Source organism: Delftia sp. 11MD, assembly GCF_050907895.1.
Taxonomy (GTDB): Bacteria; Pseudomonadota; Gammaproteobacteria; order Burkholderiales; family Burkholderiaceae_C; genus Comamonas; species Comamonas tsuruhatensis.
Genome location: NZ_CP194333.1, coordinates 1,311,905 through 1,332,123, shown reverse-complemented (window position 1 = coordinate 1,332,123; position 20,219 = coordinate 1,311,905). Strand labels below are relative to the sequence as shown.

Annotated in this window: 19 protein-coding genes; 1 reads left to right on the top strand and 18 read right to left on the bottom strand. The window is 66.3% G+C overall.

Translation table 11 applies throughout. The features are described from left to right. Positions 1–76: 76 nt before the first annotated feature. Entirely contained in the window at positions 77–1,528 is a 1,452-nt protein-coding gene (locus ACRSCF_RS06020; protein WP_034364069.1) for an amidase, read from the top strand. Here the strand turns inward: ACRSCF_RS06020 and ACRSCF_RS06015 are convergent. From ACRSCF_RS06015 to ubiE, 18 genes are all read right to left on the bottom strand, one after another. Beyond that, on the bottom strand, positions 1,515–2,528 hold the full coding sequence (locus ACRSCF_RS06015) for a Bug family tripartite tricarboxylate transporter substrate binding protein (RefSeq protein ID WP_034364067.1): 1,014 nt from the start codon (positions 2,526–2,528) through the stop codon (positions 1,515–1,517). The genes ACRSCF_RS06020 and ACRSCF_RS06015 overlap by 14 nt on opposite strands. A gap of 142 nt (positions 2,529–2,670) precedes the next feature. Beyond that, positions 2,671–3,696, bottom strand: coding sequence for an AraC family transcriptional regulator (locus ACRSCF_RS06010; protein WP_244387864.1), 1,026 nt, complete (start codon positions 3,694–3,696; stop codon positions 2,671–2,673). A 97-nt stretch (positions 3,697–3,793) separates the two neighbouring features. Further along, the gene (locus ACRSCF_RS06005; RefSeq protein WP_016445686.1) at positions 3,794–4,438 is read right to left on the bottom strand and encodes a LysE family translocator; all 645 of its coding nucleotides are present in this window, start codon (positions 4,436–4,438) and stop codon (positions 3,794–3,796) included. Between the two features lie 42 nt (positions 4,439–4,480). Beyond that, positions 4,481–5,335 carry a DUF429 domain-containing protein gene (locus ACRSCF_RS06000; protein ID WP_017406292.1) on the bottom strand — a complete coding sequence of 285 codons (855 nt, stop codon included), beginning with the start codon at positions 5,333–5,335 and terminating at the stop codon, positions 4,481–4,483. Between the two features lie 14 nt (positions 5,336–5,349). After that, a complete protein-coding gene (locus ACRSCF_RS05995; RefSeq protein ID WP_016451038.1) occupies positions 5,350–6,231 on the bottom strand; it encodes an EamA family transporter in 882 nt (293 codons plus the stop codon). A 105-nt stretch (positions 6,232–6,336) separates the two neighbouring features. Further along, entirely contained in the window at positions 6,337–7,059 is a 723-nt protein-coding gene (folE, locus tag ACRSCF_RS05990; RefSeq protein WP_016445683.1) for a GTP cyclohydrolase I, read from the bottom strand. A 129-nt stretch (positions 7,060–7,188) separates the two neighbouring features. After that, a complete protein-coding gene (locus tag ACRSCF_RS05985; protein WP_016445682.1) occupies positions 7,189–7,959 on the bottom strand; it encodes an endonuclease/exonuclease/phosphatase family protein in 771 nt (256 codons plus the stop codon). 27 nt (positions 7,960–7,986) lie between these two features. After that, entirely contained in the window at positions 7,987–8,463 is a 477-nt protein-coding gene (gene nudB, locus ACRSCF_RS05980) for a dihydroneopterin triphosphate diphosphatase (RefSeq protein WP_046241037.1), read from the bottom strand. An 8-nt stretch (positions 8,464–8,471) separates the two neighbouring features. Next, positions 8,472–9,293, bottom strand: coding sequence for a curli production assembly/transport component CsgG (locus ACRSCF_RS05975; protein WP_034364061.1), 822 nt, complete (start codon positions 9,291–9,293; stop codon positions 8,472–8,474). A 78-nt stretch (positions 9,294–9,371) separates the two neighbouring features. After that, positions 9,372–11,174, bottom strand: coding sequence for an aspartate--tRNA ligase (gene aspS / locus ACRSCF_RS05970; RefSeq protein ID WP_016445679.1), 1,803 nt, complete (start codon positions 11,172–11,174; stop codon positions 9,372–9,374). Positions 11,175–11,215: 41 nt separating this feature from the next. Then, positions 11,216–11,839 carry a DUF502 domain-containing protein gene (locus ACRSCF_RS05965; RefSeq protein ID WP_016445678.1) on the bottom strand — a complete coding sequence of 208 codons (624 nt, stop codon included), beginning with the start codon at positions 11,837–11,839 and terminating at the stop codon, positions 11,216–11,218. 16 nt (positions 11,840–11,855) lie between these two features. Beyond that, positions 11,856–12,173, bottom strand: coding sequence for an FmdB family zinc ribbon protein (locus tag ACRSCF_RS05960; RefSeq protein WP_016445677.1), 318 nt, complete (start codon positions 12,171–12,173; stop codon positions 11,856–11,858). Between the two features lie 219 nt (positions 12,174–12,392). Beyond that, complete coding sequence (locus ACRSCF_RS05955) at positions 12,393–14,411, bottom strand: hypothetical protein (protein WP_244387863.1); 2,019 nt, start codon at positions 14,409–14,411, stop codon at positions 12,393–12,395. Between the two features lie 176 nt (positions 14,412–14,587). Continuing rightward, positions 14,588–16,036: a sodium:solute symporter family protein gene (locus ACRSCF_RS05950; protein WP_034364059.1), complete on the bottom strand. Its 1,449-nt coding sequence runs from the start codon at positions 16,034–16,036 to the stop codon at positions 14,588–14,590. Positions 16,037–16,094: 58 nt separating this feature from the next. Next, positions 16,095–17,660, bottom strand: coding sequence for a ubiquinone biosynthesis regulatory protein kinase UbiB (gene ubiB / locus ACRSCF_RS05945; RefSeq protein WP_016445674.1), 1,566 nt, complete (start codon positions 17,658–17,660; stop codon positions 16,095–16,097). Continuing rightward, entirely contained in the window at positions 17,657–18,295 is a 639-nt protein-coding gene (locus ACRSCF_RS05940) for a ubiquinone biosynthesis accessory factor UbiJ (protein WP_026062830.1), read from the bottom strand. Before ACRSCF_RS05940 ends, ubiB begins: the two co-directional genes overlap by 4 nt. A gap of 30 nt (positions 18,296–18,325) precedes the next feature. Beyond that, positions 18,326–19,348, bottom strand: a complete 1,023-nt coding sequence (locus tag ACRSCF_RS05935; RefSeq protein WP_016445672.1) for a Tim44 domain-containing protein — start codon at positions 19,346–19,348, stop codon at positions 18,326–18,328. A 53-nt stretch (positions 19,349–19,401) separates the two neighbouring features. Next, positions 19,402–20,133 carry a bifunctional demethylmenaquinone methyltransferase/2-methoxy-6-polyprenyl-1,4-benzoquinol methylase UbiE gene (gene ubiE / locus ACRSCF_RS05930; protein ID WP_034364056.1) on the bottom strand — a complete coding sequence of 244 codons (732 nt, stop codon included), beginning with the start codon at positions 20,131–20,133 and terminating at the stop codon, positions 19,402–19,404. Positions 20,134–20,219: the final 86 nt, after the last annotated feature.

Below are 20,219 nucleotides of genomic sequence, written 5' to 3'. Positions count from 1 at the left end.
CGACAGGCGCGCCGGTGGCACCGGGCCACACTGCGCCAGATCTGCCGCAAGAACCGCCATCTTCGAGGAAGCCGCGATGACTGGAACGACACAGGCCCTGCACGACCTGCCCGCCCATGCGCTGCTGCGCGCCTACCGGGACCGCAGCCTCTCGCCCGTCGAGGTCATGCACGACCTGCTGGCCCATGTGCAGCGCTGGGAGCCAGCCCTGCACGCCACCTACCTGCTGCGCCCCGAGGCCGCCCTGGCCCGGGCCCGCGAGAGCGAGGCCCGCTGGCTGCGCGGCGAGCCGGCCGGCCTGCTCGACGGCGTTCCCGCCACGGTCAAGGACAACATCGCCACGCGCGGCGATCCCACGCCCGTGGGCACGGCCGCCATGCCGCAGGTCGCGGCCCCGCTGGATGCCCCACCCGCAGCGCGCCTGCGCGAGGCGGGCGCCATCCTTTTCGCCAAGACCACCATGCCCGACTACGGCATGCTGTCTTCCGGCCTGTCCTCGCTGCACGGCAACACCTTCAATCCCTGGGATCCGGACAAGACGCCGGGCGGCTCCAGCGCCGGTGCGGGCGCCGCTGCGGCGGCCGGCTACGGGCCGCTGCACGTGGGCACGGACATCGGCGGCTCCATCCGCCTGCCGGCGGGCTGGTGCGGCATCTTCGGCCTCAAGCCCAGCCTGGGCCGCGTGCCCATCGACCCGCCCTACACCGGCCGCTGCGCAGGTCCCATGACCCGCAGCGTGGCCGACGCCGCGCTGATGATGCAGGTGCTGTCCCTGCCCGATGCACGCGACAGCATGGGCCTGCCGCACCAGGAGATTGCATGGGACAGCTTCGACATGGACCCTGCCCAGGTGCGCGGCCTTCGCATAGGCCTGCTGCTGGATGCCGGCTGCGGCCTGCCCCTGCAGCCCCGCGTGCGCGCCGTGGTGGAGCAGGCTGCGGCCTGGCTGGAATCGGCCGGCGCGCACATCGAGCGCATCGAGCCCTGGCTCACCCGCGACATGCTCGACGGCCTCGACCATTTCTGGCGCATGCGATCACATGTGGAAATGCAGTCGCTGACGGATGCGCAGCGCCGCGTGATCCTGCCCTTCATCCGCGAATGGGCCGACAGTGCCGCGCCACTGACAGCCACGCAGCTGTTCGTGGCCAGCCAGCAGTCGCACCTTCTGCGCACGGCCACGGTGCGGGCCACGGCGGCCTACGACTATGTGCTGTCGCCCGTGGCGCCCATCACGGCTTTCCCGGCCCACCTGCCCAGCCCCACCAACGACCCGCTGCGGCCGCTGGAGCACATTGCCTTTACCGTGCCCTACAACATGTCCGAACAGCCCGCCGCATCCGTGCCCTGCGGGCATGACGGGCAGCTGCCCATAGGCGTGCAGATTGCAGGCCGCCGGTTCGACGACCTGGGCGTGCTCCGGCTCAGCCGGGTGCTGGAGCAGTTGCGCCCACCCCAGCCCGCCTGGCCACAGCCCGTTCAGTCGGGCCAGGACCGGGCGCAGACTGCATCGGCTACTCCAGCCTGATTCCCGCCTCCTTCACGATGCGCGCCCAGCGCGGCATGTCGCGCGCCATGACGGAGGCCAATTCCTCGGGCGTGCTGCCCACCGGGCGCAGGCCCATGGAGGCCAGGCGGCCGCTGAGTTCGGGCGTGGCCACGATGCGCCGCACCTCCGCCGAGAGCCGGTCCACGATGGGCCGCGGCGTTCCCGCCGCCACGAAGGTGGCGAACCAGCCATTGGCCTCGAAGCCGGCCAGGCCCAGCTCGGCAAACGTGGGCACCTCGGGCAGCGCCGGGTGGCGCTGCATGCCGGTGATGGCCAGGATGCGGATCTTGTCCGACTTCAGGTGCGCATTGGCCGAGGACACATCGATGAAGCCCGACGACAGCTGCCCGCCCAGCACGTCGTTGACCAGCGGCGCCGCGCCCTTGTAGGGAATCAGCGCCAGGTCCAGCCCGGCCCTGGCGCGCAGCAGCTCGCCATGCATGTGCGAGGAGGTGCCGTTGCCGTAGTTGCCGTTGCTGTACTTGCCCGGATGGGCCTTGACCAGGGCGATGAACTCCTGCAGCGTCGTGGCCGGCACGTCGCGCGGCACCACGAACAGGTCCGAGGACAGGGCCACCTGCGATACGGGGGCAAAGTCCTTGAGCACGTCATAGGGCATCCTGGCGTACAGCGCAGGCGACTGGATCATGGCCGTGATCCCCAGCAGCAGCGTGTAGCCGTCTGGCGGCGACTTGGCCACCACGTCGCCGCCGATGATGCCGCTGGAGCCCGGCCGGTTCTCCACCACCACGGGCTGGCCCCAGGCCTGGCTCAGTTGCTGGGCAATGATGCGCCCGATGATGTCGGTGCCGCCGCCTGCCGGGTAGGGAATTACCATGCGCAGCGGCTTGGACGGGTAGGCACCGCCTGCCGGCTGTGCAAAGGCGATCGGCGATGCCGTTCCCAGGGCGGCACCCAGTGAGGCGCTGGCAGCGCATGCCAGCGCCGCCCGCAGGCAGCCGCGTCGGCTCGATTCCATGGCTTGTCTCCTTGTCCTTCGGTGCTCCGCCCTCGTTGGCGGGGCGGTGTGCCCTGCCGCAGTGGCAGGGTCCATGGACAGTGTGGCCACCAGGCCTTCAGCCACCAATCGCCGATCGTCTCAAAATGATTGGCAAAAAAGATCAGCGGCCGCGATGCTGGGCCTGCCGGTAGGCGCCCGGCGGCAGGCCGGTCCAGCCCTTGAAGGCGCGGTGGAAGGTGCTGGCCTCGGCAAACCCCACGCGCGCGGCGATATCGGCCAGCGTCAGCTCCGGCCGGTTCAGCAGCTCGATGGCCGCGTCGCGGCGCAGGTCGTCCTTGAGAGATTGGAAACCCAGGCCTTCGTCGCGCAGGCGGCGGCGCAGCGTCTGCGGCGTCATGGACAGCGCGGCGCCGACCTGCTCCAGCGAAGGCAGCTCGCCCGCCAGATCGCGGCGCAGCAGGCGGCGGATGCGCTCGCCCAGGCGCGTGCGGTCGCGGTAGCGGATGACCAGGCCCGTGGCCGCCTGGTCCAGGAATTCGGCCAGGCTCTCAGGGGTCTGCACCACGGGCAGCTCCAGCCAACGCGCATCGAACTCCAGCCCCGTGAAGTCGCGGTCGCGCTGCAGCGGCGCCAGGAACAGGCGCTGCGCCTCCGTGCCATACGGCATGCTGGCGCCGGCCGGCGCGCACACGCCCGTCAGCTCTATCCTGCGCGACACCAGCCACGACATGACGCCATAGCCCAGAAAGCAGAAGGACCGCTCGGCATAGGCCAGCGGCGCATCGCGCTCGCGCAGCGACACCATGGCGATGCGGGCCACGCCGTCCACGACCTGCAGCCGGGGCGCGAAGTCGCGCAGCACCAGGCGGTAGAAACGCAGCCCGGCCTGCAATGCCTCGCCCAGCGTGCGGCAGGGCAGCATGGTGCGGCAGGCCTGGGCAAAACTGCCCACGGGCAGCGGATGGCGGCACAGGCCCCACAGCTCGTCGCGGCAGACGCGGCGCAGCACGCGGATCAGCGCCGCGTACTGCGCCTGGGTCACGCGCGACAGCGGCGCATCCAGCAGAGCAGGCGCAATGCCGGCGCGGCGCAGGATGGCTGGCACATCCATGCCATTGCGCTGCACGCCCTGCACGATCTGCAGGACCTGGGCAATGGCAATGGTGTGGGCCGTGGTCTGTGGCATGGGTTGGATGAGGACGCCGCTGCTCATGGCACCAAGGGGCGTGAGCGAAAAAGCATGGAGGGACTGTGCCACGGCCCCGCATTAGTGTGAACAGGCCCTAGCGCTGCACCAGCGCCAGCCGCACCGCCATGCCCAGGAACACCAGCCCGGCCACGCGGTTGAGCCAGTTCTGCGCACGCACGGATCGCTGCAGCAGCACGCCGAACCAGCCCGAGCAGCATGCGATGGCACCGAACACCAGCAGCGCCGCCAGCATGAACACGCAGCCCAGCACCATCACCTGCGTGGCCACGCCGCCGCGCGCGGGGTCCGCGAACTGCGGCAGAAAGGCCAGGAAGAAGATCAGCACCTTGGGGTTGGTGAGGTTCATCACCACGCCACGCCCCACCCAGCGCAGCGCTCGTGCGGGGGTCAGCGGGTCGGCTGCGCCGGCCTGCGGCATCTCGCCCGGCCGGGCCACGGCGCGCAGCGCACCCCAGGCCAGCCAGGCCAGGTAGGCGGCGCCGCACAGCTTGATGGCGGTGAACAGCAGGGGCGACGCAGCCACCAGTGCCGCCAAACCCAGCGCAACCGCCGCCGTATGCACCACCAGCCCCAGGCACAGGCCCAGTACCACGCACAGGCCCACGCGCCAGCCGCGCTGGGCCGATTGCATGAGCACGAACAGGTTGTCAGGCCCCGGGCTCAGGCCCAGCAGCACGGCCACGCCGAAAAAGGCCAGCAAGGTTTCAAAGGTGGGCATCGCTTGTCTCTTCCCGATTCGAGTATTTCAGTGCGGCGCAGATCAGGCCTGGGCCGTGACGATCCAGCCTTCCAGCGGGTCCAGGTCGTGCGGCAACCCGTAGAGCGCATCGCCCTGCGCATGGCGGGCCGCGGCCCAGGCGGCCTGCAGCATGCAGATTGCGGCGTCCAGCCGGTCTCCGCTGCCGTCCGCCAGCAACTGGTTGCGGGTTTCTTCGGCGTCGATACGCAGGCGCAACGCCAGCGGGTTGTCGCCGCGCTCCAGCGCCGCCAGCAATTGCACGCGCGCCTGATGGCGTTCGGGCGTTTGCCGTGCGGGTTCGTCGCTTTTGTAGCTGAGGCGGCCGATCACGGCGCGCGCCAGCATGCCCGGGTAGGCTTCCAGCGCCACGCGGCGCGCATCGCCTTTGCCGGGAGGCTGCAGGCCCGGCAGGTGCACGCCGGCCGCGCGCAGCAAGGGCAGCCCGGCATGCAGCATGTAGGCCACGGGCGGGTTCACCCATTTCATGGAAGGGCTGGCACCGGCAGGCCCGTCCGTGGCCCGGTGCGCGAACTTTCCGCCTGCGGGCCGCGCCGCGCAAAAGGCCTTGAACTGCTCGCGTATGGCCTGGCGCGTGAGGCCGGCATAGTGGTCCATGCAGGCCGCCCATTCCGTGGGCCAGCCCAGCTGCTCCACCAGTTCGCGCGGCAGGGCAAAAGGCAGGTCGAAACCGCCCACCCAGGCCGACTGCGCCGAATCGGCAGGCCGGGCCAGCCAGGCGGCCCATGCGTCCAGCGAGGCGAACTCCAGCAAATCCTGCAGGACCACCGTGTCGCCAGCCAGCAGGCGGCCCAGGGCCATGGTGATGGGCTTGCGCGCCGTAGGTCGGCTGCTGAAATCGCAGCCCAGTACCCGCATTGCCGCCATGGTGCTCAGCCCAGGCCCAGCGCCGTCACACCGACGGCAATGCACACGGCGCCCGCAATGCGTGCCAGGCGATCGCCTTCACGCAGCATGTGCCCGCCGATCAGCGCCGCGAACAGCATGGAGACTTCGCGCGCAGGCGCCACGTGCGACATGGGCGCATCCTGCATGGCGTAGAGCACGAGCACGTAGGCGATGGGGCTGATCAGCGCCACCAGGGCCGCGAAGCGCCACTGCGCGCGCCACAGATGCCGGGCCGTGGGCAGGTCGCGCAGCACCACGGGCGCCAGCAGGAACACGCGCACGAAGTTGCCCATGTAGTCGATGAGGATGGGCGACATCAGCAGCAGCTTCACGCCATAGCCGTCCACCACGGTGTAGCTGGCGATGAAGGCGCCCGTCAGCAGGCCGTACCACAGGCCCATCCTGAGCCGTTCGCGGGCTTCGGGATCATGGCGCGCGCGCAGCAGGCCGGGGCCTCCCGCGATCAGGAAGACGCCGACCACCACGCCGGCAATGCCCAGCACGCCCAACGAGGAAATCCGCTCACCCAGAAAGAGGATGGCCACCATGGACGACAGCAGCGGCCCCGAGCCGCGCGCCAGCGGATAGACCACGGTGAGATCGGCGCTGCGGTAGCCGCGCAGCAAGGTCACGTAGTAGGCCACGTGCAGCAGGCCGCTGGCCAGCACCACCAGCCATTCGTTGCGGCCCCATGTGGGCACCACATCGCGCCCCACCCACCAGCCCAGCGGCGCCCAGATCACCATCATGATGACCGAGGTGAAGAAGGCAAAGCGCGAGTCACCGCCCGCCTTCTTGGCCACGATGTTCCAGCCGGCATGGATGAGGCCGGCAATGATGATCAGGGCAAAGGCTTGCAGCGACATGGGCAGGTCCGGGGAAAGCGGGGCGGGGCGCGGGAAAGAAAAAAGGCCGCGCACTGCGCAGCCTGGGGTGTTGTGTGAGGCGTCCGGGGACGCCACCCCGGGGATTTACTTGCGGCTGGACACCAGCGAGAGGAACTCGCGGCGCAGTTCCGGGTTGGTGAGGAAGGCGCCGCGCATGACGGAGTTCAGCATCTTGCTGTCCATCTCGCGCACACCGCGCCAGGACATGCAAAAGTGCGAAGCCTCCATGACCACGGCCAGGCCGTCGGGGCGGGTCTTGTCGAGGATCAGGTCGGCCAGCTGGATGATGGCCTCTTCCTGGATCTGGGGACGGCCCATGATCCAGTCCACCAGCCGCGCGTACTTCGACAGGCCGATGACATTGGTGTTCTTGTTGGGCAGCACGCCGATCCAGATCTTGCCGATCACCGGGCACAGATGGTGGCTGCAGGCGCTGCGCACCGTGATCGGGCCGACGATCATCAGCTCGTTGAGGTGCTCGGCATTGGGGAATTCGGTGATGGCGGGCTGCGCCACGTAGCGGCCCCGGAACACCTCGTTGACATACATCTTGGCCACGCGGCGCGCCGTGGCGCGCGTGTTGTGGTCGTGCGTGGTGTCGATGACCATGCTGTCGAGCACGCCCTGCATCTTTTCCTGGACTTCGTCGAGCAGCTGCTCGAGTTCACCGGGCTCGATGAATTCGGAGATGTTGTCGTTCGCATGAAAGCGCTTTTGCGCCTGCTTCAGTCGTTCGCGGATCTTGACCGAGACGGGGGTGCCCTCGGCCTGGCTGTCTTGTTTCATGTCGACGAGTTCTCTGAACATGGCTGGCATGGTAACAGCGAAACCCGCAGCATGGCACGCAAGGGATTTTCCACCCAAACGCAGGTTCTGCCCGCCCCGAAAGCTATCAATTCAATAGCAAAAGAGTGGCGTGTGTCAGAGCGGCCAGGGCTAGAGGCGGAATTCCGCAATCAGCGGCAGATGGTCCGACATGCGCCACCAGATGCGCCCCTTGGGCACATGCAGGCCCAGCGGCGTGAGGCCGCGCACATAGACGTGGTCCAGCTGGGCCAGCGGCAGGCGCGAGGGATAGGTGGGCACGCTGGGCAATTCGTCGTATTCGTACAGGCCGAAACCGCCCAGCATGCGCTTGATCTGGCCACCCCAGTCGTTGAAGTCGCCAGCCACCACCACGGGCGCGCCGGGCGGCACCTCTCGCTCGATGAAGCGCTTGAGCTGGGAGACCTGGCGCACGCGGCTGCCGGGGATCAGCCCCAGGTGCACCACGATGGTGTGCACGCGCCGGTTCTGCACTTCCACCTCCACATGCAGCAGGCCACGCTGCTCGAAGCGGTGGTCGGAGATGTCCTCGTGCTGGTGGCCCACCACGGGCCAGCGGGTCAGCAGCGCGTTGCCGTGCTCGCCGTGGCGGGTGTAGGCGTTGGTGCGGTAGACGGCCTCATAGCCCAGGGGAGCCAGATACTCCGCCTGCGAGACCTGGGGCCAGCGCTCGAAGTACGCGGCCTCCTTGTGGTTCATCTTGCGCACTTCCTGCAGGCAGACGATGTCGGCATCGAGCTGCTCCACGGCGTGGCCCAGGTTGTGGATTTCAAGGCGGCGCGCGGGACCCATGCCCTGCACGCCCTTGTGGATGTTGTAGGTCGCGACGCGCAGTATCGACGGGCCGGGGTCCACCTGATGGGAATTCGCGTTTTCAGTCATGGCGGTTCGGGAACGCAGGTGAAGGGTTCAGTCCGGCTTCGTTGGGGAAAAACGTGGAAGCAGCAAGATGGCCTCCGCATTGGACGGTGAATAGCAGCGCTGGGCAGCCTCACGCCAATGATGCCAAGCAGATGCGGTATGTTCCCTCGGATTCAAGAACACAGGGGTGTAGGACGGAATCCGCAGCCCGAAAACCCTCTCGCGGTTGTGCCATACACCGGGCGCATAGCGGTGCTGCCAGGCAGGGTAGATGGTGTAGATGTTCTCCAGCGCCCAGTCCTGCAGCAGGCAGCCGGGCGCCTCGGCATCGATGCCGGTTTCTTCCCGCACTTCGCGCACCGCGGTCTCACGCCAGGACTCGCCCTCATGGTCCTTGCTGCCCGTCACCGACTGCCAGAACTCCCCGCCCTCAGGCGCCGCAGCGGTGCGGCGCATCAGCAGCACCTGGCCGTCATCACGGTGGATGACGACCAGCACCGACTCGGGGATCTTGTGGCCGGCCATGGCTGGCCTCAGCTCCTGCCCTGCCCAGCCTTGGTGGCCACCGGCGGTAGCAGCTCCTTGGCCTGCAGCGCGCGCACCTGGAAGACCAGCTGGTTGTGCGCATCCAGAAAGGCAGCGGCGATGACCTTGCCCTCGTTGGTATTGCTCCAGCCCGCGCCCGCAGCGCCCAGGCGGCCCAGCACCATGCCGCCCACGCCCAGATCGGTGGTGCGGGCTGCGCCCGTGGCAGCGGCCACCTGCTCGGTGGTTTCGTTGTCCGACAGCAGCAGCGCGGTCTGCGCCTCCTTGAATTTGACCTGCTCGACCAGGCCGGCCAGCCCTGCAATGTCTCGCAGCACCGGGATCATGGCGACCACGCCGGCCAGCCCGCGGCCCGCGTCCTGTTCGCTGAAGGTCAGGCTGGGCGTCAGCGTGTACTGGGCCTCGTAGCCCCGGCCCTTGCGTACCGTGGAGTTCTCGCGCAGCACGCCGGCATTCTTCAGGTCCTGCTCCTGCACCGTGCCGCGCAGGCCGGCTCCCCGGTCCACCACGCGAAAGCACCCGCTTTGCTGGGCCAGCAGCTTGACCAGCGGAACGGGCGAGGCCGGCAGCTGATAGCCCGAGCCCATGACGTAGCCGTTGGGATTCTCGGCCAGGGCCAGCGTGGCCACGGGCGCATCGCAGCGCACGAGTTCGCGCGACCCGTTGTTCGCCCCCAGCGGCCCGGCAGAGCCCGTGATCTCCGAACCGCCCTGTCCCAGCTCGGTCTTCTTCTCGCCGCAACCGGACAGGCCCAGCCCTGCCGACACCGCCAACGCCAGCGCCACCGATGCAATGCCTTGAAAACGCATGAAAGCTCTCCGCAAAAAGAAAAACGGCAGAAGCTGCGCCAGCTCCTGCCGTTCCTGTCAAGCCGTGAAGCCTGCTCCTCAGCCCTGCGTGGCCGCCAGCGGATTGCGCAGGCGGATGTGGAGCTCGCGCAGCTGCTTTTCGTCCACGGGCGAAGGTGCCTGCGTCAGCAGGTCCTGGGCGCGCTGCGTCTTGGGGAAGGCGATCACGTCGCGGATGGAGTCGGCGCCCGTCATCAGCGTGATCAGGCGGTCCAGGCCGAAGGCCAGGCCGCCGTGCGGGGGGGCGCCGTACTGCAGCGCGTCCAGCAGGTAGCCGAACTTGGCGCGAGCGTCTTCGGGCGAGATCTTGAGCGCGTCAAACACCTTGCTCTGCACGTCGGCGCGGTGGATACGCACCGAGCCGCCGCCCAGCTCCCAGCCGTTCAGGACCATGTCGTAGGCCTTGGCCAGGCAGTTGCCCGGATCGGTGACCATGAGTTCCTCGTGGCCATCCTTGGGCGAGGTGAACGGGTGGTGCACGGCCGCCCAGCGGTCGTTTTCCTCGTCGTGCTCGAACATGGGGAAGTCCACCACCCACAGCGGCGCCCAGCGGTCCTCGAACAGGCCGTTGGCCTTGCCGAAATCGCTGTGGCCCACCTTCAGGCGCAGCGCGCCGATGGAGTCGTTGACGATCTTTTCCTTGTCGGCGCCGAAGAAGATGAGGTCGCCGTCCTGTGCACCCGTGCGCTTGAGGATTTCGGCAAGGGCCGCGTCATGCAGGTTCTTGACGATGGGCGACTGCAGGCCATCGCGGCCCTTGGCCACTTCGTTGACCTTGATCCAGGCCAGGCCCTTGGCGCCGTAGATCTTGACGAATTCGGTGTACTGGTCGATCTCGCCGCGCGAGATCTGCGAGCCGCCGGGCACGCGCAGTGCCACCACGCGGCCGCCCTTGGTCGTGGCGGGCGTGGAGAACACCTTGAAGTCCACGTCCTTCATGACCTCGGTCAGTTCGGTGAACTCGAGCTTGACGCGCAGGTCAGGCTTGTCCGAGCCGAAGCGGAAGGCCGCTTCCTGGTACGTCATCATCGGGAACTCGCCCAGATCCACGTTCAGCTGGGTCTTGAAGACCTCGGTGATCATGCGCTGGAAGATGGCGCGGATTTCCTCTTCGCCCAGGAACGAGGTCTCGCAGTCGATCTGAGTGAACTCGGGCTGGCGGTCGGCGCGCAGGTCTTCGTCGCGGAAGCACTTGGTGATCTGGTAGTAGCGGTCGTAGCCGGCCACCATCAGCATCTGCTTGTACAGCTGGGGCGACTGCGGAAGGGCGAAGAACTCGCCGTCGTGCACGCGGCTGGGCACCAGGTAGTCGCGCGCGCCTTCGGGCGTGCTCTTGCCCAGCATGGGCGTTTCGATATCGATGAAGCCTTCCTTGTCCAGGAAGTTGCGCACCTGGATGGCCGTGCGGTAGCGCAGCATCATGTTGCGCTGCATGTAGGGGCGGCGCAGGTCCAGCACGCGGTTGGTCAGGCGCACGGTCTCGGACAGGTTCTCGTCGTCCAGCTGGAACGGCGGGGTGACCGAGGCGTTGAGCACGTTCAGCTCATGGCACAGCACTTCGATCTGGCCGCTCTTGAGCTTGTCGTTGGTCGTGCCTTCGGGACGTGCGCGCACCAGGCCCTTGACCTGCACGCAGAACTCGTTGCGCAGGCCTTCGGCGGTCTTGAACATCTCGGCGCGATCGGGATCGCAGACCACCTGCACATAGCCTTCGCGGTCGCGCAGGTCGATGAAGATCACACCGCCATGGTCGCGGCGACGGTTCACCCAGCCGCACAGGGTAACGGTTTCGCCCATCAGGGCTTCGGTCACGAGACCGCAGTAGTGGGAGCGCATGGCCATGATGAAAAGCTTCCTGCGCCCGGCAAGGGCGCGACAGTTTGTTATTTGGGTTCCGCGGGCACTGCGAGATCCGGTGGAGTCACCACGCCCATGGAAACAATGTACTTGAGCGCGGCATCCACGCTCATTTCCAGTTCGATGCAATCGCTCTTGCGAACGATGACGAAATAGCCGCCCGTCGGGTTGGGCGTGGTCGGCACGAAGACGCTCAGGTATTCGTCGCGCAGGTAGGCGGCAACCTCCCCGCTGGGCGAGCCAGTGACGAAGGCCACGGTCCAGACGCCTTCACGAGGCCACTGCACCAGCACGGCGGTGCGAAACGCATTGCCGCTGTCCGAGAACACGGTATCGGACACCTGCTTGACGCTGGAATAGATGGAGCGCACCACAGGAATGCGGCTGACCACCGCATCGCCCCAGGACACGAGCTTGCGGCCGATGAAGTTGCTGGCCGCCGCACCGACCACGAGCAGGATCAGCAGCGTCAGCACGACACCGAAGCCGGGGATATGGAAGCCCAGCAACCGATCCGGATGCCAGGCCTCGGGCAGGATGGTCAGCGTCTGGTCGAGCGTGCCGATGATCCAGTTGAGCACGCCCAGCGTGATCACCAGCGGAACGATCACCAGCAGGCCGGCGAACAGCCATTTGCGCAGAGCGGACATGAAATGCAAGCCTTGATCAATGGGCCGTTGCGGGCGCGGAGGCAGATGCAGGGGCCGCAGCGGGCGCGGACGCAGTTGCCGCTGGTGCGGCAGAAGTATCCGAGGCAGGAGCATCGGCTGCGGGAGCCGGTGCGGCGGCGCTCTTGCCACCGCTGTTCTTGAAGTCGGTCGCATACCAGCCCGAGCCCTTGAGCTGGAAGCCGGCAGCTGTCAGCTGCTTGGAGAAGGTCTCGGCCCCGCAGGCCGGACAGGTCGTCAGCGGGGCATCCGAGATTTTCCGCAGCACGTCCTTGGCATGACCGCAGGAGCCACACTTGTATGCATAAATAGGCATGGCGCTAATGCTAATACGAGGGAAGATGCAAAACTTTCGATTATAGGCATCCGTCCGATACTGCGGCTGTCTCAAGCCCAATGGCCCAGGCGGGGCAGGCCACAAGGCGCGCGTACAGGGCCGGCAACTGGTGGCCTCCAATGAGAAATGCCAGTCGCGGAGACTGGCATTCCATCAGGCCCGACCGCCCCCGCTGCCGGGGGCTTGCCGCATCCGTGCTCAGCGCCGTACCCGGCCTCGCTGCGTTCCCAGGCCCGCCAGCATGACGGCCAGGCCCATCAGCACCAGGGCAGGCACCCCGGTGGCGGGGACCGGCTCCGGCGCCAACGCGGCAGCAACCACCAACTCCTGGTCACGCGAATTGTTGGCCGGCTCCGGGTCCGTGGTTCCACTGACCGCCGTCACGGTGGCTGTGAGGCTGCCCTGCGTGGTGGGCGTGAAGCTCACCGTGCAGGCAATGCTTGCGCCAGAGGCCAGCGGCGTGCCTGTCGGCACCGCAGGCGTGCATGAGGTGCTGGCATCTGCCGGCAGCCCTGCGATGGAACAATTGGCAAAGGCCGCCGCATTGGGGCCGGCATTCGTGCAGACGAAAGAACCCTTCACGGGAACACCCACGTTGGCGGTGGCCGGCAGCGTGACGCTGGTGGCCTGCATGTCGGCCCGCTCCACGGGATTGAAGGGGTGTGCCTTGGTGTTGTTGGCCGGCACCGGATCCACGGTGCTGCTGCTCGCCGTCACCAAGGCCGCGATGGTGCCCGTTGTGGTGGGCGTGAACTGCACCGTGCAGGCAATGCTGCCGCCCGATGCCAATGGCGAGGCCGTGGGAACGCTGGGTGTGCAGGACGTGGTCGCCCCGGCGGGCAGGCCGGAGATCACGCACGAGGCCGCCGTGGCCTCACTGGGGCCGGCATTGGTGCAGCTGAAGCTGCCGGATACTGGTGCGCCCACCGTCATGGTCGTGGGAAGCGTGATGGTGCTGGCCTGCATGTCGGCCGTTGGCTCAACCGCCAGCACAACCAGTGTGGCCGGCTGGTTCAGGCCGATCAGGGAGAGGTTGGAAGGACCGTTGGTGAAGCTGCCTGTCGCGGTCGGACGCACGTCGAGGCTCACCTCGCAAAAGGCGGCACCCTGGGCCAGGTCTCCGTTGGACACGGTCACGGTACTGCCACCTGCTGCTGCCTGCACGTTCGTGCCGGGGCAGGTGGTGCTGGCATTGCCCTCGACAACCAGTCCTGCAGGCAGGTTGTCGGTAAACGACCAGCCTTGCTTGCGCAGCAGATCGGTCGTATTGGTGATGGTCATGGTCAACCGGGAGACCTGCCCGAGTTGGATGCTGGCAGGCGAGAAGGCCTTGTCCAGCTGCGGCGTCACGTTGATGATCTGCGCGTTGTCGATCGACGAATCGTTGCCCATGAAACTGGTCTGGTCGTTGTGCAGGACAAACCCGACAGAAGCTCCGCTGAAGAGCAGGGCTCCGGGAGAGGTCACTGTCTGGGCCACAGCGGTCTGGGGGCCGGAAACACCGATAGAGGTTGTATTGAATGACTGTCCACCCACGCATGGATTGATCGCGGTCGTGGAGATGGGCAGTTCCGTACCAGCGTCATTGATCAGAGAAAAACGCAGCAGCGGGGCTGTAAATCCCGACGAGCAGAAGGTCGCCACCACATCGGTACGGGCCGTGAGAAATCTGCTGCTGGCACTTTGTGCAATATTGGTGGCGGTGCGAAAGGCAATTGCGCCAGCAGGAAAGGTCCCATTCGCTGTAAGCATTGCCATGACGTGATTGTTGCGTGCAGCCGCCGCACTCTGGCCCTGATAGCGCCCGACGACCTCGGCCATCTGCTGCAGGCTGTTCCAATTGCCCTGGACAGCGCACGCCGCAATCATGGCCGCCGAATTCGGATCCTGGCTGAAGGACGTGACTATGCCATTGCACTGGTTGGCGCTCATCCGGTACAGGGGGTCGGCGGTGTACGTCTGCCCCGCAGGGTCCGCGCCCTTGTAGGCCAGCAGATCCCGCCCCTCCATGGCGATGGGGGGTGTCTGCGGGTTTTCGAAATCCTCGCTCCAGACGATGACCGGCGCGACCGGGATCCTCGGTGCAGCCATTGCCACCTGGCCGCACAGGGCTGGCACAAGCAAGGCGCCTCCAAGCCCTCCCCATCGCAATCGGACGCCGGCAGCAGTCCGCAGCCTCAGCCGGCAAGTCTTCGCAATCAGTTCCAGTGTTCTCATGACAGTGCTTCCTCCCAAGCGTTTGATTTCGGAGGTCCGCCGTACTGTCAGGATCTGTGCTTCATACCGCACATGTCAGCATCTTGGGACCTCCATGATCCCAAGCGCCAACTTTATAGAAAATAACTATCGATAATTGTGATCAATTGTTTTCCAGGTCACATTCAGGCATGCGTTTACCTTTCGGGCCTGAACTCAAGAATGTCTGCGCTGCGATTGGCCAGCCACTGGGGTGCCAGTGACCCGGCCAACATCCCCGTCACAGCCGCCAGCAGTCCGGCCAATTGCTGCGGAAATGCCTCGTGCAAAGCCGGCGTGGCCATGAAGACCACCCACACGCCAATGCCCAGTGCCACGGCGCAAATGGCGCCCTGCGTGGTGGCGCGCTTCCAGTACAGCCCGAAGACCAGGGGTACGAAGGCACCGACCAGCGGCACCTGGTAGGCGCTGGAGACCAACTCATAGATGGGCGTTCCTTCCATCTTGATCGAGTAGGCCAGCACGCAGATGCTGAAGACGAGCACGCTGATGCGCATGGCCAGCAGCATTTCCCGGTCACTGGCCTGGGTGCGGAACTGGCGCCAGATGTTCTCGGTGAAAGTCACGCTGGGTGCCAGCAACGTGGCCGAGGCACAGGACTTGATGGCCGACAGCAGCGCGCCAAAGAACAGCACCTGCATGACGAAGGGCATCTTGTCCATGACCAGGGTGGGCAACACCTTCTGCGGGTCCTGCCCGAGCAGTTCCGCCGCCTCCCGCGGCATGATGATCAGCGCGCTGGTCACCAGGAACATGGGCACGAAGGCAAAGAAGATATAGGCCGTGCCGCCGATGACGGTACCGCGCGTGGCGGCCTTTTCGCTGTTGGCCGACATCACGCGCTGGAACACGTCCTGCTGGGGAATGGAGCCCAGCATCATGGTGATGGCCGCGCCAAAGAAGAAGAGGATTTCATGCCAGCTGGGCTCGGGCCAGAACTGGAACAGATCACGGCTCACGGCCAGGTCGATGACCTTGCCGGCACCGCCAGCCATGTCGCTGGCAAACCAGGCCAGCACCACCAGGCCGACGACCAGGATGATCATCTGCAGGAAGTCCGTCACCGCCACCGACCACATGCCGCCGAACAGCGTATAGGCCAGGATGGACACCACGCCGATGGCCATGCCCACGGGAATGCTGACCGTGCCGCCCGACAGCAGGTTGAACACCAAGCCCAGGGCCGTGACCTGGGCCGAGACCCAGCCCAGGTAGCTGAGCATGATGATCAGCGAGCAGACGATCTCGATGGACCGGCCATAGCGGTGGCGGTAGTAGTCGCTGATGGTCAGCAACGTCATGCGGTACAGCTTGCCCGCGAAGAACAGGCCCACCAGGATCAGGCACATGCCCGCGCCGAACGGGTCCTCGACCACGCCGCGCAGGCCGCCCTCGATGAACTTGGCGGGCACGCCCAGCACGATCTCCGAGCCGAACCACGTGGCAAACGTGGTGGTGATGATCATGTACATGGGCAGATGGCGCCCGGCAATTGCAAAGTCGGCCGTGTTCTTGACCCGCCTGGCCGCCCACAGGCCAATGGCTATGGTCACGAACAGGTAGGCGATCACCATTGAGAGCAGCACGCTGGCACTCCTGATTCAAAGTGGGAAAAGTCAGAGGGCTTGAAACCCGTCGGTGTTCTCAGTACCAGCGCAGGCGCACCACCAGTTGCAGCAGGATCAGCGCGATCACAAAGCCTATGCCCGCGCTGACGATGGCCTGAAGCAGGCGGTTGGTGAGCTTTTGCTGCTGCAGCAGTTCCTTGAGCAGTTCGTCGTGCTCGCCGGAGTTGCGCGTGAGCCGGCGATGGATCAGGCGCGGCAGCTCGGGAATGAGCTTGGCGTAGCGCGGCGCCTCGGCCTGCAGCTCGCGCCACAGCCGCTGCGGGCCCATCTGGTCCAGCATCCATTTTTCGAGGAAGGGCTTGGCGGTGCTCCACAGGTCCAGATTGGGGTCCAGCTGGCGGCCCAGGCCTTCGATGTTGAGCAGCGTCTTTTGCAGCAGCACCAGCTGCGGCTGGATCTCGACATGGAAGCGGCGCGAGGTCTGGAACAGGCGCATCAGCACCATGCCCAGTGAGATCTCTGCCAACGGACGGTCGAAATACGGCTCGCACACCGCGCGGATGGCGGCTTCCAGCTCGTCCACGCGCGTGCTCGGCGGCACCCAGCCGCTTTCGATGTGCAGCTCGGCAACGCGCTTGTAGTCCCGACGGAAGAACGCCGTGAAGTTCTGCGCCAGGTATTCCTTGTCGTACTCGGTCAGCGTGCCGACGATGCCGAAGTCCAGCGAGATATAGCGCCCGAAGGTCTCGGGCTCCAGGCTGACCATGATGTTGCCCGGGTGCATGTCGGCGTGAAAGAAACCGTCGCGGAACACCTGGGTGAAGAAGATGGTCACGCCGTCGCGTGCGAGCTTGGGGATGTCGACCCCGGCCTCGCGCAGGCGCTCGACCTGGCTGATGGGCACGCCCTTCATGCGCTGCATGACCATCACGTCGTTGCGGCAGAAATCCCAGTACACCTCGGGGATCAGTACCAGGTCCAGGCCTTCCATGTTGCGGCGCAGCTGCGCGGCGTTGGAGGCTTCGCGGATCAGGTCCAGCTCGTCGTGCAGGTAGTTGTCGAATTCGGCCACGACCTGGCGGGGCTTGAGGCGCTTGCCGTCGGCCGACAGGCGCTCGACCCAGCGCGCCATCATGTGCATGAGCGCCAGGTCCTTGTCGATCACGGCCTTCATGCCCGGGCGCAGCACCTTGACGGCCACATCGCGCTGCACGCCGTTGCGGTCGCTGATCACGGCAAAGTGCACCTGCGCGATGGAGGCACTGGCCACCGGCTCGCGCTCGAAGCTCACGAAGATCTGGTCCAGCTTCTTGCGGAAGGCACGCTCTATGGTGTCCACCGCAATCTGCGAATCGAAGGGCGGCACGCGGTCCTGCAACCGGGCCAACTCCTCGGCCACGTCGGGCGGCATCAGGTCGCTGCGCGTGGACAGCACCTGACCGAACTTCACGAAGATGGGGCCCAGTTCCTCCAGCGCCTCGCGCAGGCGCTGGCCGCGCGGCTTGTCCAGCCGGCGGCCCAGGGTGAGCACCGCGCGTGCGCGGCGCATCCAGGGATGCTCGAAGCTCGACAGCACCAGCTCGTCGAGTCCGTAGCGGAACACCACCCAGAGGATGGTCAGCCCGCGAAGAAACCGGCTCATGGCTTGTCGTTCTCGAAACCGGGCAGGGACACCACGGGTGAACCAACGGGCGCGCTGGCGGGCGCTGCCGAACGTGCGGCTTCAGGGGCGGGGGCATCGGCATCGGGCTTGCCGGCCATGCGGGCGCCCACGAACTGGCGCAGTGCCTGGGCAGCGCTGCGGGCCACCTTGGCCACGGTGTGCGCGGGCGCATCGCCGATGATGCGGGCGAGGTCTTCCTCCACATCCCATTCGACGTGGTCCACCAGCCAGTTGATGTCGGCGGCCAGTTGCACGTCGCCTTCGATGCGGATGGAGGGCTTGTCGCCGCGCAGGGCCACCTGGGCCAGGGCCAGTGCGGAGGTCTCGGTCACTTCGAGCAGCAGATCGGGTTGCGCGTCTTCAGGCGCCACGTTGAACAGGCCGGCCGGCGTGATCTGCAGGGCCATGGAGTAGCCGCGCCACTGAACGCGCGCCACGCGGCCCTTTTGCCGCACCAGGCGCTCGGTGGCCTCCTTTTCCTGCATCAGCACATGGTTGAGGAACAGCACGATGCGCTGATGCACCTCGCTGACCAGCCATTGCGGCGGTTGCGGGCCGGCCATCACGCGTTCCATGAGGCCGTTCAGGAAAGAAAAAGGGGACTGTGTTGCCATAGTCCCCGATTATTCCCGAAGTGAGAGGAATTACTGCAATGCCTGGACTCCGGCGACCAGCCATCCGCTGCTGCCGCTCTTGGGCTTGGTCATGTTCCAGACTTCGCGGAAGGGTGTGGGACCTGCCGAGGCGTCCTCGCGGATCATGCCCGAGAATTCCACGCTGGCCATGTAGTCATTGCCCAGGTCCTCGATGCCCAGCAGTTGGGCGTCGATCATGACCACGTCGGTCTGGTTGGGCTGGCCGGGACGCTGGGCCTCGCGTTCGCTGAGCTGGCCACGGATCTCGGTCAGCATCTCGTCGGTCATCATGGCGCGCAGCGACGCGATGTCGGAGCGGTCCCAGGCCGATTGCAGCGTGACGAAGTTGCGCTTGGCAGCGGTGAGGAAGCCCTCGGTATCGAAGCCTTCAGGCACACCCCAGTTCTGCGAGCCTGCCAGGGCCGAGCCGATCTGCACGCCGGAGCCCGAGCCTGCAGCCAGGGCGGCCGGCTGATGGTTCTGCTCCCAGGGACGGGCCGATGCGTCGTTGCCGACCTTCTCGGGGTTGTACTGGCGTGCCAGCGGTGCGCTGTCCACGTTGCCACCGATATTGCCGGCACCGGCAGGCGCTGCGTTCTGGAAGGCAAAGGGGCTGGACGATGCCTGCTGCGCGCCAGCCGCTGCACGGCGCGAACGCATGACCATACCCACCACCACCATGATGACCAGGGCCAGCAGGCCGATCAGCAGGAACTGGCCGAAGGCGGCGCCCAGGCCCAACGAGCTCGCCAGCCAGGCCAGGCCCAGGCCAGCGGCCAGGCCGCCAAGCATGGCGCCCCAGGGCTTCTTGGCGGGAGCAGCTGCCGGTGCAGTGGCCGGCTTGCCTGCAGCGTTCTGTGTGGCGGCGTTCTGCGGCGGCGTGTTCTGTGTCGGCGCGCGCGCGGCTTCACGCTGCGTCACGTTGCTCGACTGCTTGCCCACCGATCCGCCACCGCCCATGCGCTTGGCGTCGGCCGTGCCGTGGACCACCACCAGCATCGCAACCAAGACCATAGACCATAGCTTTTTCATGTCATCTCCTCGAATAATCGTGTTGCCGTCACCTCACCGAGCACCTCACGCGCTCAGCACTTGATTCCCACATGCAGCGCGGCAATGCCGCCCGTCATGTTGTGATAGTCCACATGGCCGAAGCCGCATTCCTGCATCAGGCGCTTGAGATCTTCCTGGCCGGGGTGCATGCGGATGGACTCGGCCAGATAGCGGTAGCTGGCGTCATCGCCCGCCACGAGCTTGCCCATGGCCGGAAGAATCTTGAAGGAGTACCAGTCGTAGGCTTTCTCCAGGGGCTTGGCCACCTTGGAGAATTCCAGCACCAGCAGCTTGCCGCCGGGGCGCAGGACGCGGTTCATTTCCTTGAGCGCCGCATCCTTGTGCGTCATGTTGCGCAGGCCGAAGGCCACGCTGACCAGATCGAAATGGTTGTCCGGAAACGGCAGGGCCTCGGCATCGCAGACCATGGTGGGCAGGATCACGCCCTTGTTGATCAGCCGGTCCCGGCCTACGCGCAGCATGGCTTCGTTGATGTCGGTGTGCACCACCTGGCCGGTGGAGCCGACCTTCTTGGAGAAGGCCAGGGCCAGATCGCCCGTGCCGCCCGCGATGTCCAGCGCCTTGTCGCCTTCCTTGAGATTGGCCACCATCACCGTATAGGCCTTCCAGGCACGGTGCAGACCACCCGACATCAGGTCGTTCATGACGTCGTAGCGCGAAGCGACCGAGTCGAACACGCCGCGCACGCGGCTGGCCTTCTCGCGCTCGTCCACCGACTGGAATCCGAAATGTGTGGTGCTCATAACAACGATGCTAAGCAAGCAGTAGTAATGCGTACAGCGACAACCCCGTGTGGCCACGGGCTTTGCCGGGCAAGGGTTATCAAGAA